Source organism: Solwaraspora sp. WMMD792 (genome assembly GCF_029626105.1).
GTDB lineage: Bacteria > Actinomycetota > Actinomycetes > Mycobacteriales > Micromonosporaceae > Micromonospora_E.
The window spans coordinates 4,638,888-4,653,573 of the sequence record NZ_JARUBH010000009.1; the positions used below are offsets into that span (position 1 = coordinate 4,638,888).

Here is a 14,686-nt window from a genome sequence, read left to right on the forward strand (position 1 = left end):
GTCAGGCATGGAGGCGCCGGACCGAAGGGAGCACGACGATGACAAGCGTCGTCCCTTCGCCCTCCACAAGTGAGTGAGGGCGACGAAGCCAGGCTGGTGGCCTGGAGCCGCGAACTGCGCGGTGTACACAACCGGCTCCGCGAGGCGCTGACCGTCACCCGGGAGGCGTTGGCCGCCGGCCGGCCGGCGGAGCCGGCGACCCGGGACCTGCTGCTGTTCTGTCACGGATTCTGCGCCGCCCTGACCGCCCACCATGAGGGCGAGGACGGTCGACTGTTCCCGGCCATCGCCGCACAGCATCCCGAGCTGCACGACACGCTACGCAACCTGCGGCAGGACCATTCGATGATCGCGTACCTGCTGACCGGGCTGCAGGCCGCCGTGGCGCGAGCCGCGCCGCCCGCCGAGCTGGACCGGCACCTGGACGGCCTGGCCGCGATCATGGAGTCCCACTTCAGGTACGAGGAACGCCAACTGCTCACGGTGCTGGAGACGCTGGCGCTGGACGCGGATCCGGGCAGCGTGCTGGGGCCGCTGTAACCCGGCCGGTTGGACGCCGGCCGGTTGGACGCCGGCCTGCTGTCGGCCGGCTGCGGCCCGGCCGGCTGGACGCCGGCGCCCGTCAGCTCCGGCCGCCCGGCGGGACCCGACCCCGGCTACGGCGAGCGAGCCGGCCCTGCAACGCCCGACGGGCGACCGGCCCCAGGTCGTCGACGACGTCAACCAACACCGCCAACTGTTCCAACGCGGCCAACGCGTCGTCGGCACCGGCCCGGTCGACCCCTTCGTACAGCTCCAAGCCGACGAACCCGGCGGCGACAGCGCGGGCCAGGCCAGGCGGGTCCGCCAACGCGGCCAACGGCGATCCGGCCAGCACCCGGCGGAGCACCAGCTCGATCTCGTCGGTCCACAGCCGCAGCGCGGCCGCCGCAGCCGGAGCGAGCCGCCCGTCGGTCTGCGCACCGGCGAGCACCTGGGCCAGCACCGCGAGATTGCCGGCCTGACGTTCCTGCTCGTGCAGTTCACGGCCCAGGTCGAGCAGTTCGCTGAGGGACCGTACGGCGGCAAACCGGCCCCGGTAGTCGGCCACCCGCTCGGCGGTCGCCGCCTGGCAGGCCGCGACGAGCAGTTCGTCGAGGGTCCCGAAGTGGTAGAAGACCAGGGCCTGGTTGACCCCGGCGCAGCCGGCGACGGTACGGGCGGACACTCCGGCGATGCCGTACCGGCGGATCGCCTCCACCGCCCCGTCCATCAACCGTTGCCGGGTGGAGATGGAGGCACTGTTCATACCCGGGCATCCTCCCGCAGGGGGCGTACCGCGGCGGGTACCGGGGCCGTCCCCGTGTCCACGTACTGTGCCGTGAACCGGCCCCGGTACCCGAAGACCGGGCCGAGGAAGCGGTTGGTCACCCGTACCTCGATCCGGAAACACCCGTCGGAGCCGTCCCACCACTCGTGCACCTCGGCGCAGCCGGACAGAGCGCGGGGAAAACGCCGGCCGGCGTAGCGCTGCTCGCCGGTACGGATCACCAGCCCGCCGCGCCGGTCGACGGCGAGACTCAGCAGCACCGCGTAGTGCTGATGGGTTCCGAGATAGTCCACGATGGCCGACCGGGCCGGGCTGTAGACCATCGTCGCGTCGAACCGACGGCGGCGGTGCGCGGCGACGTCGAAGGTGCGGACGAAGCTGACCGTCTCCCGGCCGAAGCTGTCCCGGTACGCGTAGTTGCCGATGCTGAACGGAACGTCGGTGCCCTGCTCGGGAAAGAGGATGTGGCGGGTCGCGCCGAGGTGCAGCAACGGCACGGTGACCGCCCGGCCGTGCCAGATCCGGTCCATCACCCCGGTGCCGACGCAGCCGGTGGACTGCTCGCTGCTGATCCCGAAGCGTTGCCGCAGTCGCGGGTGCAGCCGGTGGAAGTCGTCGCCGAGCGCCTGCTGGAAGATCGAGGTCACCGGGGCACCGCCCGGGTCGCGTGGACGGTGGTGGTCCGCCGGTAGCGGCGCGGCCGGCACCGTCGGGCCGCCGGTGTGCCGGGCAGTGGCGGCACGAGCGCGACCAGCGGTACGGCCAGCAGCGCCAGCCGGTGATCGAGTGCGGCGGCGGCGACCACCAGGGTGAGCCGGGCCGCGACCTCGGCGAGTGCCCGGTCGCGGCCGCGCTCCGGCGGTACGCCGTGCTCCAGCCACAGTCGCAGCCGGTCGAACGACCAGGCGGTGGCCCAGCCGAAGGCGGGGCGGAAGATCCGGTCGGCCACCGGGCCGAGGCGACCCCACCCGGGCGTGTAGTCGTAGCCGGTCCAGAACCGGACGCCGTCAGGGGTCGGCTGATAGCGCCAGAAGCCGTGGCCGGCACGGATCAGCGACAGCCGGTGGTCGCAGGTGAACCGCAACGCGGAGGCAGCGGAGCCGTCCGGCCGGCGGCGCTCGCCGGTGGACTGTCCGGTACCGGCGACGGTCAGGCCGGGTAGCAGCCGGGTGGCGTACCGGAACCGCCCCTGCGACCCGTACGGCTCGATCCGGGTGAAGCGCAGGTCCCACCGGGCGTGCCGGGCCGGGTCCTGGGTGTACCGCCACACCTGGTCGACCGGGGCCTGGATCAGCGTCTCGATGTACAGCACACCAAACCTCCCGGATTTGAGCGAATGCTCAACTGAGAGGTTAGCACGAGTTTTGAGCAGTCGCTCAAATGATCGGTGGCCGCGCTGACCTGCTGGTGCCGATCAGCCGGCCGGGGCCCACGGACTGACCGCTACCCGGCCGGTGGTGCCGATGTCGAGGCCGCCGTCGGGCTCCAGCACCTGCGCCGGTACGCCCGCAGCCGGCGCCACGGCCAGGAAGGTGCCGTGCGTCGGCGGCACCCGTACGTCGTCCACCGTGTTGCGCCAGACCAGGACCGCGCCGGCCCGCTGACCGGGCTGCAACGTGATCGGTACCGGGCCGCCGGCCACGGTGTCGACCCGGGCGATCGCCTCGGCACCCTCGATCACCTCGACCGCCAGCGGCTGCAGTTGCTCGTCGAGGACCGTGAGCTCCGGAAAGCCGTCGACGTGCACCGGTTCCTCGGCACAGTTGGCCAGCCGAATCGGCATCGCCCGCAGACCCATCGCGGCGTCCACCGCACCCAGACTGAGCAGCGCTCCGGAGTCCGGACAGTCAGGTGACGGGTCCGCCGACGGCACCGGCGTCGGCGTGGGGACGGGTGCCGGATCGTTGTCCGGTGGCTGCGGCCCCGGTTGCGGCAGCTGACCGGCACAGCCGGCGAGCAGCACCGCCGCCAGCAGCAGCGCACCGGCCCGTCGGCGGATCACCGGACGCCCGCCTGGTTCCCGGAGACAGGCTCGCCGTCGCCGTCGCTGCCGCTGTCCTTCTCGTCCTTCTCGTCCTTCTCGTGCTCGTCGTCCTCGTCGAACGGTTCGTCGCTCCACCGCCACCAGGCCTCGTCGCCCTCGACGTGCAGCAGGAACTCCGGCACCGCCACCCCGTCCGGGTCGATCAGCACGACCGCCGCCCGCACCTGCTGGTACGCCCGTTCCCAGGCGCCGTCATCCGGGCCGTCCTCGACCACCCGCATCGCGCGCAGCTCCGCGTCGAATATCGGCCGCAGCGACGCGAACGCCTCGGTCGGCCGGAGGGTGGCGTACAACCAGGGGAAGTCGCCGTCGGTCACGGCCAGATCAGCCAGCAGCACGCCGTCGTGGTCGCGCAGCGACCAGCTCGCCCCGGATCCCATGCCACCCACCTCTTCCGCCGAGCGTCGCCGTCGGCACAGTAGTACGGCCGGGCACCTACCGTGGACGTCCGGTCCCGGGCCTGAGGTCCGGCCTACCGGGTGCCGTCCGGCCCTGCCGCCGGCCCGGGTCGGCGCGGGACAGTGCAGGTATGACAGCGCGAGTGCACCACCGACGCCCCGAGGCGAAATGCCCGATCCGGCCGGGCGAGCCCTGCACGCTGTGTCTGCCCGGTGCCACCGGTCCGGCCGACTGCGGCCTCGTCTACCTGGTGATGAGTGACGACGAACTCCGCGCCGGGCTGCACGAGAACCGCCGGGTCGCGGCATAAATTGATCAAGGGCCTAGCGGGTTGACGCCGTCGAGCATCCCGCCGGTCCCGGTTCACCTCCGCTGGCCGGCGCCGATCGGGCGGGTCGGGATCGACCGCTCCACCACTGTCCCGTGCCGTTCGCCCGGCTCGACCCGGTACGCCCCGGCACCAGGCAGGCTGCTGACCGCCTCGACCAGTTCGGTGCCGACGTAGTGCAGGCCGACGCCGTCGTCGGTGGCGTACCCGGCCGGCAGGTCGCCAGACGCGACGCACTCCAGGTACCGCCTCCGGCGCGGCTGTTCCGCCAGGTCGTGGTGTACGCCGTTGCTGTACGGCAACAACCCCAACGTGTCGGTGACCGGGTCGAGCCGCTCGGAGAACGAGTCGGTCACCCCGCCGGTGTGCCAGCAGATGCTGCCAGCACTCCCCCCGCCCAGCACCACACCGGCCGCCCAGCACTCGCGAAGGATGGCGTCGACCCGGTGCGCCCGCCACACGGCGAGCAGATTCACCACGCTGCCGCCAGTCACCCAGATCAGCTGCTGCTCGCGCAGGAACGCCCCGACGTCGTCGACGTTCGGCCGAGGAAACAGCTGCAGGTGGGACGGGATCACCTGCTTGGCGTCGCTGACCGCCGCGTAAAAGGACTCGATCACCTCAGACTGGTCACCGGTGGCGGTCGGCACCAGGCAGACCTTCGCCACCGGCACACCGGTCAACGAGATCGCGTGGTCGAGCAGTGCGCTGCGGCGCGGAGCCGGTTCACCCGGCGGCGGATGCAGGATGCCGGAGACGGCGAAGATCTGACGCAGGGGTGCCATCGGCCAATGATGCGCCGTCGATCCGCTCCGCTGACCGGCGGATCTACTACCGGCGGTAGGCTTGACCGGTGACGCGACTGGGTGACCTCGAACGCGCGGTGATGGACGTGCTGTGGGACCGCGACCCGGCGGCCGATCCGGTCACCGTCCGCGACGTCGCCGAAGCTCTGCAGGACCGCGACCTGGCGTACACGACGGTGATGACGGTGCTGGACCGGCTGGCCGGCAAGGGCATGGTCAGCCGGGAGCGGGCCGGCCGGGCCTGGCGCTACCAGCCGGCGGCCAGCCGCGAGGCGTACATCGCCCAGTTGATGCTCGACGCGTTGGACCTGGCCGGCAGCCGAGACGCGGCCCTGGTCCGGTTCGCCAGGTCGGTCACCGGCACCGAGGCCGAAGTGCTCCGGGCCGCGCTCACCGACCAGGCGCAGGTGGCGGAACGGCGGGGTTGACGCTGCCATGGCACACGGCGCGCACTTCGCCGCGGTGATCCTCGCCTGCTACCTCACCGCTCAGGCGTTGACCCGCTCGGTCTGGTTCGGCCCCGGCTGGACCTGGCGCAGCCCTCGGGTGGCGATCCTCTGCTGGCAGGCGCTCGGCTTGGCGGTCGGACTGGCCGCGATCGGCGTTCCGCTGGCGGTCGGGCTCGCCCCGTACGGCACCGGGCCAGGCCGCGCCGCCGGGCTGTTCGTCGGTGATCTGGCCGCCGGAGTGACCAGCCTGGCCGCCGGACACGGCTGGCCGACGGGTGTCCTCCCAGCCGGGCTGGGGCCGGTCCGGCTGACGCTGGTCGGCGTCGCCGCCGCGATCGCCGCCGTCCTGCTCGGATCCACCGTACGCAGCCTGCTCGCCGCCGTACGGGCCCAGCGTCGCCACCGCGACCTGCTCGCTCTGGTCGGCCGCGCCGATCCGGCCGCACCGGGCGCGCTGGTGCTCGACCACCCGGGGGCGGCCGCCTACTGCCTGCCCGGGGTCCGGCCGACGGTGGTCGTCAGTGCCGGCACGCTCGACCTGCTCGGCCCCGGCGAGCTGGCCGCCGTGCTCAGCCACGAGCGGGCGCACGCCGACGAACGACACGATTTGGTGCTGCTGCCGTTCACCGCGCTGTGCCGGGCCCTACCCCGGGTGCGTTGGCTGCGGGCGGCGCACGACGCGGTCGCCCTGCTGGTCGAGATGCGCGCCGACGACAAGGCCCGGCGTCAGCACGCCGACGAACCGCTCGCCGCCGCGCTGCGCCGGTTCGCCAGCGCTGGCAGCCGGATCACCCCGGCCGGTGCCCTCGGCGCCGCCGACCTGGAGCTCGACGCCCGGGTGCAGCGGCTGCTGCTCGACCGTCCGGCACCCCGGCTGCGGCCGGCGGCCGCGAGTGTGGTCGCCGCCGCGCTACTCCTGCTGCCCGCGTCGCTGTACCTCAGCTGGTGAGCACCACCGGCACCGCCACCGCACCGGCCGACCGGGCCGGTCGCCGCCGGCCGTTCGATCCCCGGCTGGTGCGCCAGGTGCCGGCGGTGCGGGTACGGCTCGCGCTGATCGGCGTACTCGGCGTGATCGCCGCCGGTCTGATCATCGCCCAGGCCACCACGCTGGCACTGGTGCTGGCCGCAGCCGCCGGTGGCGAGCTGGACCGGGCCGCGCTCGGCGGTTTCGTCCTGGCGGTCACCGGCCGCGCCGCGCTGCTCTGGGCGCAGGGTTACCTCGCCGCCGACGCCGCGGCCACGGTCAAGGCGCAGTTGCGGGCAGACCTGCTGGCCGCGATCCACCGACGTGGCCCCGCCTGGTTGTCCGGTCAGCGCGCCGGCCAGCTCGCCACCCTGACCGGCCGGGGCGTCGACGCCCTCGACGGCTACTTCACCGGCTACCTGCCGCAGCTGGTGCTGAGCGTGACGGTACCGGTGGCGGTGCTCGTCCGGCTGGCGTTCGCCGACTGGAGTTCCGCGCTGATCGTCGCGGTCACCCTGCCGCTGATCCCGGTCTTCGGCGCGCTGCTCGGCTGGCACGCGCAGGCGGCGACCGAACGGCAGTGGCGGCGGTTGGCCCAGCTCGGTGGCCACTTCCTGGACATGGTCGCGGGACTGGCGACGCTGCGGGCCTTCGGGCGGCAGCGGGCGCAGGCCGAGGTGGTACGCCGGATGGCCGACCGGCACCGGGTCGCCACCATGGGTACGCTGCGCATCGCCTTCCTCTCCGGGCTGGTCCTCGAACTGGTCGCCACCCTGGCGGTGGCGCTGGTCGCGGTGCCGATCGGGCTGCGGCTGCTCACCGGTGGGATGGCGCTGTCCACCGCGTTGCTGGTGCTGCTGCTCACCCCGGAGGCGTACCTGCCGCTGCGCACGGCGGGCAGCCGGTTCCACGCCAGCATGGAGGGTCTGACCGTGCTGGACGAAGCGCTCACCCTGATCGGCGAGGACGATCCGGCGCGCGACGCCAGCGACGGAGAGCCGCTCCGCGACGCCAACGAGGACGTACCGGCCCGTCATGTCAGCGTCGGCGGGCCGGCGGGCCGAGCGGCACCGGCGGTCGTCGGGTCACCGCCGGCGGAGATCAGGTTCGAGTCGGTCACCGTGGTCCACCCCCGGACCACGGCGCTGCGGGACGTCGACCTGACGATCCGGGCCGGGGAACGGATCGCCGTGATCGGTCCGAGCGGGGCCGGCAAGAGCACCCTGCTGCACCTGCTGCTCGGCTTTGTCGCGCCGACCGCCGGCCGGATCACCGTCGACGGGGTCGACCTCGCCGAACTCGACATCGAACAGTGGCGGCGACGGCTCGCCTGGGTGCCGCAACACGCGCACCTGTTCGCCGTCTCACTCGCCGACAACATCGCGCTGGGCGCGCCCGCCGCCGACCCGGCCGAACTGTCGGCCGCGGTACGCGCCGCCGCGCTCACCGATGTGGTGGCGGCGCTGCCCGACGGGCTGGACACCCGGCTCGGCGAACGCGGCCACGGCCTGTCCAGCGGGCAGCGCCAACGTGTCGCGCTGGCCCGTGCCTTCCTCCGGGACGCGCCGGTGGTCCTGCTCGACGAGCCGACCGCCCGGCTGGACGGCGCCTCGGAGGCGGCGGTCCTGGCCGGGTCACGGCAACTGGTCACCGGCCGGACCGCGTTGATCGTGGCGCACCGGCCGGCGCTGCTCGACGGCGTCGACCGAGTCGTCCGGCTCGACGCCGGCCGGATCACCGGACGCGACCTCGCGGCGGCCACCCCGTGACCGGCGCCCGGCCGGAGCGGACCGTACTGTCGCTGGCCCGGCCGTACCTCGGCCGACTGGTCGGTGCCGGCCTGCTGGCCGCAGCGACCGAGGCGGCGGCGCTCGCGTTGATGGCCACCGCCGTGTGGTTGCTGATCACCGCCGCCGGTCGGCCGCCGCTGGACGCGGTCACCGTGGCGATCGTCGGCGTACGGGCGCTGGCGATCAGCCGGGGCGTGCTGCGCTACACGGAACGGTTGGCCGGCCACGACGCCACGTTGCGGGTGGTCACCGACGTACGGTTCCGGATCTTCACCGCGCTGGCCGCGCGACGGCCGACCGCCGAGGACCGGTCCGGTGACGCCCTCAGCCGGTTGGTCTCCGACGTCGAGGCCGTGCAGGACCTGCTGCTGCGGGTGCTGGTGCCCGGTGCCGCCGCAGCCACCGTCGCGGTGCTCGCGGTCGCCGGTGCCGCGACGGTCAGCCCGGCGGCGGCGCTCGTGTTGGCGGCCGGGCTGGCGGTCGCCGGTGCCGGTCTGCCGGCGGTCGCGGCGCTGCTCACCCGGCGTACGGCCGACCGGGTGGCGCCGTTGCGCGGCGAACTCGCGGCGGACGGCGCCGATCTGATCCACGGGGCGGCCGACCTGGCGGCGTTCGGCGGCACCGCCGCCGCCCTGCGCAAGAGCACCCGCCGGGCCCGGGAACTCGCCCGGCTGGAGCGGCGGCTGGCGGCGACCGGCTGGGCGGTCGACGGTGTCGGTGTGCTCGTCGCCGGGCTGACCGTGGCGGCGGTGACGGTGACCGCGTTGCGCGCCGGCGTCGGCGGGGTACTGGTCGGCGTTCTCGCGGTCGGCGCCCTGACCGCCGTCGAGATGAGTCTGGCGCTGGTCGCCGCCGCCCGGCAGTGGGCGCAGCTACGCGGCGGGCTGCGCCGGGTCGCCGACCTGCTGACCGAAGCGGCCCAGGCCGAGACGGGACAGGCCGAGACAGGACAGGCCGAGACGGGACAGGCCGCAGCCGACCCGGTCGGTGCCGCGACGGCCGACGACCGACGGCGGCCGACGATGGTGCTCGACGGCGTCACGGTCCGGTACCGGGCCGGCACGTCACCGGCGTTGGACCGGGTCGATCTGTCGCTGCCGCCCGGACGGCGGATCGCCGTGGTCGGGCCGAGCGGTGCCGGCAAGAGCACCCTGCTCGGCGTACTCACCGGGGCGGTGCCGCCGGACGACGGCCGGGTGACGGTCGACGACGTGGACCTGACCGACGTGCCGGCCGCAGCGCGGCACCGGTTGGTCGGCGGGCTGCTCGCCGAGGCGTACGTGTTCAACGCCACAGTCCGCGACAACCTGCTGCTGGCCCGGCCCACGGCGACGGACGACGACCTCGCCGCCGCCGCAGCCGCCGCCGGCCTGTTCGACTGGGTACGCGAGCAGCCGGACGGCTGGCAGACCCTGGTCGGGGCAGCCGGCAGCCGGATCTCCGGTGGGCAGCGGCAGCGACTCGCCCTCGCCCGGGCGCTGCTGGCCGGCCCATCGGTGCTGGTCCTCGACGAACCCACCGAAGGGCTAGACCCGGCGTCGGCGGACACAGTGCTGGCGTCGGCGCTGGCCGCCGCCGATGACCGCACCGTGGTGCTGGTGACCCACCGGCTGACCGGGCTCGAATCGATGGATGAGATCCTGGTGTTGGACGCTGGCCGGATCGTCCAACGGGGCGACCACGCCGAGCTGACCGGACGGCCCGGCTGGTACCAGGAACAGTGGATCATGCAGCGGGCCGCCGAACAGGGTTACCTGACGGCAGCCAACTGAGGCGGGACGGGGTGCGGGCATGCCACACGGCGGGCAGCCCACTAGGGTGTGCGCAGAGTCACCCACCCGACAGTCCGGGTCTGGGCGCCGTCACCGGAGAACACACGGAGGTCAGCGTGGCCAAGTTGCCGAACCAGCCCGATGCCGACCGGCGCACGGCCGGAGCCGACGGTCCTGACGACGAGGCGGACGTCGCGACGGCCGATGCCGACGCGACCGCCGATGCCACCTCCGACCCCGACGACGCGGCGCTCACCGCCGACCGGTCGCTCTGGCAGGACGTACGGATCGACCCGGTCGAGATCGCGTTGCCGGCTGGCGTCGGCTACACACTGCGCGCCTACCGGTCGTCCGCCGCGTTGACCCCCACCGACATCTCCGAGCGCGAGGAGGACGATCTGTTCGCCGCTCGGCAGCGGGCGGCCGCCGAGGAGGACGAGGACGACGAGTCCGTCGTCATCCTGGACGAAGAGTTCGCCGCGGCGCTCGCGGAGGAGGAGAACGAGCAACCGGACGGGTCGACGAGCAAGGCCGGCAAGGGTGGCACAGCCGGTGGGAGTGACGACGCCGACGAAGACGCCGACGCCGACGAAGACGGCACCGAGTCTGCCGACAGCGGTGAAGAGGTGCCGATCTTCCTCAGCCACCGGGGCAAGCTGCTGCTGTTCCGCGACCCCGAGGCGCTGGTCAGCTTCGTCCGGTCCGGCGCGTCGCACGACCTCGCGCAGCTGGACAGCTGGCCGGATCTGGTCGACCGGCTGCAGCCGGCGGACGTGGCGGCGCTCCCGGAGGACACCTACGAACTCGACCTCGTGGTGGAGAACCTGCGAGGCGGGCATGACGCCTGGGACGCGGCGCTGCTGATCCAGTCCGGCGAGGTCGCGAGGGACCTCGCGTACGCTCTGCGGATGCCCTCGGTGCTGGACATGCTCTCCACCGGATCCAGGCTGGACGATCTTGACGAGGCGCTAAGGTCGACGGTTGACGGCGGCATCGGCGGTTTCATGGCCCGCCGCAAGTTGAAGAAAATCGGGGCACAAACGGCAAGTCTCGGCTGGCGCACGATTATCGGCAAGATCTCTGCCGCTGCGGACTGGCGCGACTGACCCCTCACCAGGGACCATCAGTCCTTGGCATGACGGGTGTCCGGGAGGAGGACGGCGCGGTGGCGCTCGTGCGGGTGTACTGCGGTCTGGCATCGGCGGACCGGGCTGCCCGGTCGGCTTCGACCGGTCCGGCCCTGTCCGCCGCGATAGTCGACGACGCCGGCCGGCTGCTCGACGTCTGCGAGATCGGCGACGACCCGGCCGGCTACGCCCGGCTGAGCTGCATGCTCATCGAGCGGTCGGGCGGTGCGAGCGGAGCTGCCATCGCCGCTGACAGCGACGACCACGTCGTCACCTCGCTGCTGACCGCCGCCGGCCGCCCACTCGCGGTGGCCGACGACGACGCCGCGGACGACTACGCCGAACGGTTCGCCGACGACGAGTCGCTGGACGAGATGTCCTCCGCGCCGGCCCAGCGGCGTGCCGTCGGGCTGGCCCGGGCGCTCCAGGCCGGGGCGATGTCCGCAGTGGCCCTGCCCGTCTCCCGCGACCTCGTCGCGTACAAGCCGGTGCTGGCCGCGCACGCCGCGTTGGCCAACGGCCGGCAGGCCGCCGCCGTGGCACTGCGCGAGGTGCTCCGGGAGCTGTACCCGGCCGCGCTGCGGGCCTATCCCGACCCGGCCGAGCCGGTCGCGCTCGCGGTGCTCGACGCCCTGCCGGAGCCGGGCATGCTCAGCGGCACCAGCTCACGCAACCGGGAGCTCACCGTCGCCGCTGACGCGGTCGCCGCTCACCTCGCCTCCGACGGGGTGGCCGACGCGCAGACCATCGACGCGGCGGTGACCGCCCTACGGGTGGCGATCGTCGAGTCACCCCGCCGCGGCAGCGTCAACAAGGCGCTCACCTCCGCCACCGCCGAGACGGTGCGGCACGCCGTCGCCGCCGTCCGGGCCTGCGACGCCGCCGCCGACGCTCTGGTCGCCACCCTGACCGCCCGGGTCGTCACCCCGACACCGATCGGCGGGCCGCACGCCGCGCGCCGGGCCGCCGACCCGACCTCCGGTCCGCCGTCACCCGGGCTGCACGCGGTACCGCCGGCCCCGGACGCCGGCCCGAGCCGGACCCCCGCCGGCGGCCGGCGGGCCCGTCCACAGCCGGTCGGCGGCGGCGTTCCCGCCTCCCCCCAGCCGATGACCACACCGCCGGTGGCACCGGCCCCGGTGGCGCCCCCGCCGAACGCGCCGACGCCACTCACCCCGCTCGCCCCGGTGGCCAGGCGTTCCGCCGATCCGGGCAGCGACCGTCCGGTGTCCGCCCCTCCCCCGCCACCGCCCGGGATGACCCCGATGCCGGCGCAGCGTCCCGGCATCGCGCCGGCGGACGCCGGCGAGCCGTTCCGCGCCACGCTCACCACCGCTGCCATCAACGACGCGCGGGCACAACGCCGGCCGACCCCGATCACTCCTCGGCCCAACACCCGGGCAGGTGCCGGTCCGGCCGGTCCTGCCCCGGCCGCCGCGCCACGGTCGGCGCCGCCGGCGGGTACGGCACCGATCTCCGGGGCACCGATGTCCGGAGCACCGGCCTCGGCAGCGCCGGTCAGTGGTTCACCACTTGCCGAGCCGCCGACCGGAGGCTTCTCCGCGACCGATTACAGCCTGCCCGTTCCCGCCCCGCGGCCCGGTCCACCGACGTCGTCACCACCCGGTTCCCGGTCCAACTGGCCGCTGGTGCCGCCGGGTCCCGACGGCGGCGACGAATCCGCTCCGGGCTACCCGGGAGGGCACGAGGAGCACCGGCCGGCCGCGTCCAACGGGCACAGCGGCCGGGTCAAGCCACCGTGGCTGGCCGACGACCTCCCGCCGGAGCCACCGATGCTGCGTCTGGTCGAGCCGCCGGTCGCCGACCAGGTCCGTCACGACGACTTCCGACCCGACGGCTACGGACGGCCCGAGGACTACAGCCGGCCCGACGCGCCGGTGGAGACGCCACCACTGCGCCTCGTGGACGCTCCCCAGCCACCCCCCGAGTACGGTCGCGGCCGTCGGGCCGCCGTGGAGCCGCTGAGCGCCCCGCCCGTACCCGATGAGGGCGACGGCGACCTGCTGATCTTCGCGGCGGCACGGTCGGCCTGGTTCGTCCGGCATCCGGAGGCCGACGGGGCGGAGTTCGCGACGCAGGCGGACAACGGCTGGCGGGCCGCCGAGTTGGCCGCGCAACCGTCCATCGGTGCCGCGACCAACGCCGGGCTACCGAAGCGGGTGCCGCAGGCCAACCTGGTTCCGGGCTCACCGCTGCGCGACGAACGCCCGCTGCGGATCGTCCGGGACGCGGCGAGCATCGCAGAGCACACCAACGGCTACTTCCGGGGCTGGCGTCGAGGTCAGGAGATCGGCGGGTACGCCGTCGGCGGGCGGCCCGGCCGGGAGGCCGCCGGCGGGTGGGACTTCAGCCGGGACCAGAGTGGGCAGGGCGACGGCCGCGAGTACGAGTACCGGCCGGCCGGTCACCACTCCTGACCGGGGCCACCACCCGCCGCTGGCGGGGTGCCCGCGTGCTCGGGCTCGGCGCTGGTGTGCTCCGGCTCGGCCCCCGCGTGCTCGGGCCTGGTGCCGGCGTGCTCCGTCCGCCCGTCGTGGCACGCCCGTCGTGCCGCAGGCACCAACTGCCGCCCACGCCCACCCCCGCCGATGTCGACAGGCACCACACGCGGGCCGGTTGCAAACGACACCTACCGGCGGCACCTGGGTCAGGTGCCGCCGGTACAGGTCGGAGATCGGGAGAGTCTGTGCCGGGTGAGCTGGCGGTCAGGCCGGTGCCACCGCACGCTGACGCCGCATGGTCAGCACGTACTCGACCAGCGAGATCAGCACGTGCTTCGTCGACTCACGGTTCCGCGCGTCACACGGGACGACTGGGACATCGCTGGAGATGGCCAGCGCGTCCCGCACGTCCTGCGGATCGTGGTACTGCATGCCGTCGAAGCAGTTGATCGCCACCAGGTAGGGCAGCCGCCGATGCTCGAAGAAGTCGATCGCCGCGAAGCAGTCGGCCAGTCGACGGGTGTCGACCAGCACCACCGCCCCGATCGCTCCCCGCACCAGTTCGTCCCACATGAACCAGAATCGAGTCTGGCCCGGCGTACCGAACAGATAGAGGATCAGATCTCGGTCGATCGAGATACGTCCGAAGTCCATGGCGACCGTGGTGGTCGTCTTTCCCGGCACCTGTCGCGTGTCGTCCACGCCGACACCGGCCGAGGTCATGATCGCCTCGGTGGTCAACGGCGTGATCTCCGAGACCGAGCCGACCAGCGTCGTCTTGCCGACGCCAAACCCACCGGCGATCACAATCTTCGCCGATGTCACGCGCCCGGCCATGGGGCGGTGCGCCATGTCAGAGCCTGCGAAGTCCACTCAGCACCCTCTCCAGCAGTTCCGTGCCCACCGCGTCGTTCGTGTCGTCCAGGGATGTCGGCTCGTACACCGCGACCAGGCCGTCCGAGGCCATGTCCGCGATGATGACCCGGGCTACTCCGAGTGGGAGCTGCATCCGCGCCGCGATCTCCGCGAGCGACTGCAGCCGGCCGTCACACAGCGCGGCAATGTATTGGTGCTCCCGGCCCGAGCCGCCTTTCACAGCGCCTGAGGACCGGCCGCGCACCGTCGTTTCCACGAGCGCCTCGAGGGCGATTTCCAGCTTCGGCCGGGTACGACCACGGGTAACGGCGTACGGCCTGACCAGAGCACCGGTCGGTTCATCGCGCTCGGTCATCT

At 73.6% G+C, this 14,686-nt stretch carries 16 protein-coding genes; 8 read left to right on the top strand and 8 right to left on the bottom strand.

What is annotated here, in order from left to right; all coding sequences use genetic code 11:
- Positions 1-69 precede the first annotated feature (69 nt).
- Positions 70-540, top strand: coding sequence for a hemerythrin domain-containing protein (locus O7629_RS21595; RefSeq protein WP_278171332.1), 471 nt, complete (start codon positions 70-72; stop codon positions 538-540).
- Positions 541-622: 82 nt separating this feature from the next.
- Here the strand turns inward: O7629_RS21595 and O7629_RS21600 are convergent, their stop codons facing one another.
- The 5 genes from O7629_RS21600 to O7629_RS21620 all read right to left on the bottom strand — a co-directional run bounded on the left by O7629_RS21600 (position 623) and on the right by O7629_RS21620 (position 3,733).
- Positions 623-1,288: a TetR family transcriptional regulator gene (locus tag O7629_RS21600; protein WP_278171333.1), complete on the bottom strand. Its 666-nt coding sequence runs from the start codon at positions 1,286-1,288 to the stop codon at positions 623-625.
- Entirely contained in the window at positions 1,285-1,956 is a 672-nt protein-coding gene (locus tag O7629_RS21605) for a DUF4166 domain-containing protein (protein ID WP_278171334.1), read from the bottom strand. Before O7629_RS21605 ends, O7629_RS21600 begins: the two co-directional genes overlap by 4 nt.
- A complete protein-coding gene (locus O7629_RS21610) occupies positions 1,953-2,621 on the bottom strand; it encodes an SRPBCC family protein (protein WP_278171336.1) in 669 nt (222 codons plus the stop codon). The genes O7629_RS21605 and O7629_RS21610 overlap by 4 nt, the downstream gene beginning before the upstream one ends.
- A 102-nt stretch (positions 2,622-2,723) precedes the next feature.
- Positions 2,724-3,311: a DUF4232 domain-containing protein gene (locus tag O7629_RS21615; RefSeq protein ID WP_278171337.1), complete on the bottom strand. Its 588-nt coding sequence runs from the start codon at positions 3,309-3,311 to the stop codon at positions 2,724-2,726.
- Positions 3,308-3,733 (bottom strand): hypothetical protein, encoded by a 426-nt coding sequence (locus O7629_RS21620; RefSeq protein ID WP_278171338.1) that lies wholly within the window; start codon positions 3,731-3,733, stop codon positions 3,308-3,310. The genes O7629_RS21615 and O7629_RS21620 overlap by 4 nt, the downstream gene beginning before the upstream one ends.
- Before the next feature lie 149 nt (positions 3,734-3,882).
- Here O7629_RS21620 and O7629_RS21625 point away from each other — a divergent pair, with 149 nt between their 5' ends.
- Positions 3,883-4,062, top strand: coding sequence for a DUF6767 domain-containing protein (locus tag O7629_RS21625; RefSeq protein ID WP_278171340.1), 180 nt, complete (start codon positions 3,883-3,885; stop codon positions 4,060-4,062).
- A gap of 53 nt (positions 4,063-4,115) precedes the next feature.
- Here the strand turns inward: O7629_RS21625 and O7629_RS21630 are convergent, their stop codons facing one another.
- Positions 4,116-4,865: a peptidase E gene (locus O7629_RS21630; RefSeq protein WP_278171342.1), complete on the bottom strand. Its 750-nt coding sequence runs from the start codon at positions 4,863-4,865 to the stop codon at positions 4,116-4,118.
- 68 nt (positions 4,866-4,933) lie between these two features.
- Between O7629_RS21630 and O7629_RS21635 the strand changes: the two genes are divergently transcribed.
- The 6 genes from O7629_RS21635 to O7629_RS21660 all read left to right on the top strand — a co-directional run bounded on the left by O7629_RS21635 (position 4,934) and on the right by O7629_RS21660 (position 13,429).
- Positions 4,934-5,314 (top strand): BlaI/MecI/CopY family transcriptional regulator, encoded by a 381-nt coding sequence (locus tag O7629_RS21635; protein WP_278171343.1) that lies wholly within the window; start codon positions 4,934-4,936, stop codon positions 5,312-5,314.
- A 7-nt stretch (positions 5,315-5,321) separates the two neighbouring features.
- Positions 5,322-6,284, top strand: coding sequence for a M56 family metallopeptidase (locus O7629_RS21640; protein WP_278171344.1), 963 nt, complete (start codon positions 5,322-5,324; stop codon positions 6,282-6,284).
- Entirely contained in the window at positions 6,281-8,071 is a 1,791-nt protein-coding gene (gene cydD, locus O7629_RS21645; RefSeq protein ID WP_278171346.1) for a thiol reductant ABC exporter subunit CydD, read from the top strand. Before O7629_RS21640 ends, cydD begins: the two co-directional genes overlap by 4 nt.
- Entirely contained in the window at positions 8,068-9,864 is a 1,797-nt protein-coding gene (gene cydC, locus O7629_RS21650; protein ID WP_278171348.1) for a thiol reductant ABC exporter subunit CydC, read from the top strand. The genes cydD and cydC overlap by 4 nt, the downstream gene beginning before the upstream one ends.
- 80 nt (positions 9,865-9,944) lie before the next feature.
- Positions 9,945-10,970: a DNA primase gene (locus tag O7629_RS21655; protein ID WP_278174618.1), complete on the top strand. Its 1,026-nt coding sequence runs from the start codon at positions 9,945-9,947 to the stop codon at positions 10,968-10,970.
- A gap of 29 nt (positions 10,971-10,999) precedes the next feature.
- Entirely contained in the window at positions 11,000-13,429 is a 2,430-nt protein-coding gene (locus O7629_RS21660) for a transposase (protein ID WP_278171350.1), read from the top strand.
- A gap of 288 nt (positions 13,430-13,717) precedes the next feature.
- Here the strand turns inward: O7629_RS21660 and O7629_RS21665 are convergent, their stop codons facing one another.
- Entirely contained in the window at positions 13,718-14,305 is a 588-nt protein-coding gene (locus O7629_RS21665; protein ID WP_123605491.1) for an ATP/GTP-binding protein, read from the bottom strand.
- A gap of 1 nt (position 14,306) precedes the next feature.
- Positions 14,307-14,684: a DUF742 domain-containing protein gene (locus O7629_RS21670; RefSeq protein WP_123605492.1), complete on the bottom strand. Its 378-nt coding sequence runs from the start codon at positions 14,682-14,684 to the stop codon at positions 14,307-14,309.
- Positions 14,685-14,686: the final 2 nt, after the last annotated feature.

Bases quoted from the DNA above. Each gene is read 5' to 3' on its own strand.
- O7629_RS21600 (WP_278171333.1), bottom strand. From the start codon at position 1,288: ATGAACAGTGCCTCCATCTCCACCCGGCAACGGTTGATGGACGGGGCG.
- O7629_RS21620 (WP_278171338.1), bottom strand. From the start codon at position 3,733: ATGGGATCCGGGGCGAGCTGGTCGCTGCGCGACCACGACGGCGTGCTG.
- O7629_RS21625 (WP_278171340.1), top strand. From the start codon at position 3,883: ATGACAGCGCGAGTGCACCACCGACGCCCCGAGGCGAAATGCCCGATC.
- O7629_RS21630 (WP_278171342.1), bottom strand. From the start codon at position 4,865: ATGGCACCCCTGCGTCAGATCTTCGCCGTCTCCGGCATCCTGCATCCG.
- O7629_RS21640 (WP_278171344.1), top strand. From the start codon at position 5,322: ATGGCACACGGCGCGCACTTCGCCGCGGTGATCCTCGCCTGCTACCTC.
- O7629_RS21660 (WP_278171350.1), top strand. From the start codon at position 11,000: ATGACGGGTGTCCGGGAGGAGGACGGCGCGGTGGCGCTCGTGCGGGTG.
- O7629_RS21665 (WP_123605491.1), bottom strand. From the start codon at position 14,305: ATGGCGCACCGCCCCATGGCCGGGCGCGTGACATCGGCGAAGATTGTG.
- O7629_RS21670 (WP_123605492.1), bottom strand. From the start codon at position 14,684: ATGACCGAGCGCGATGAACCGACCGGTGCTCTGGTCAGGCCGTACGCC.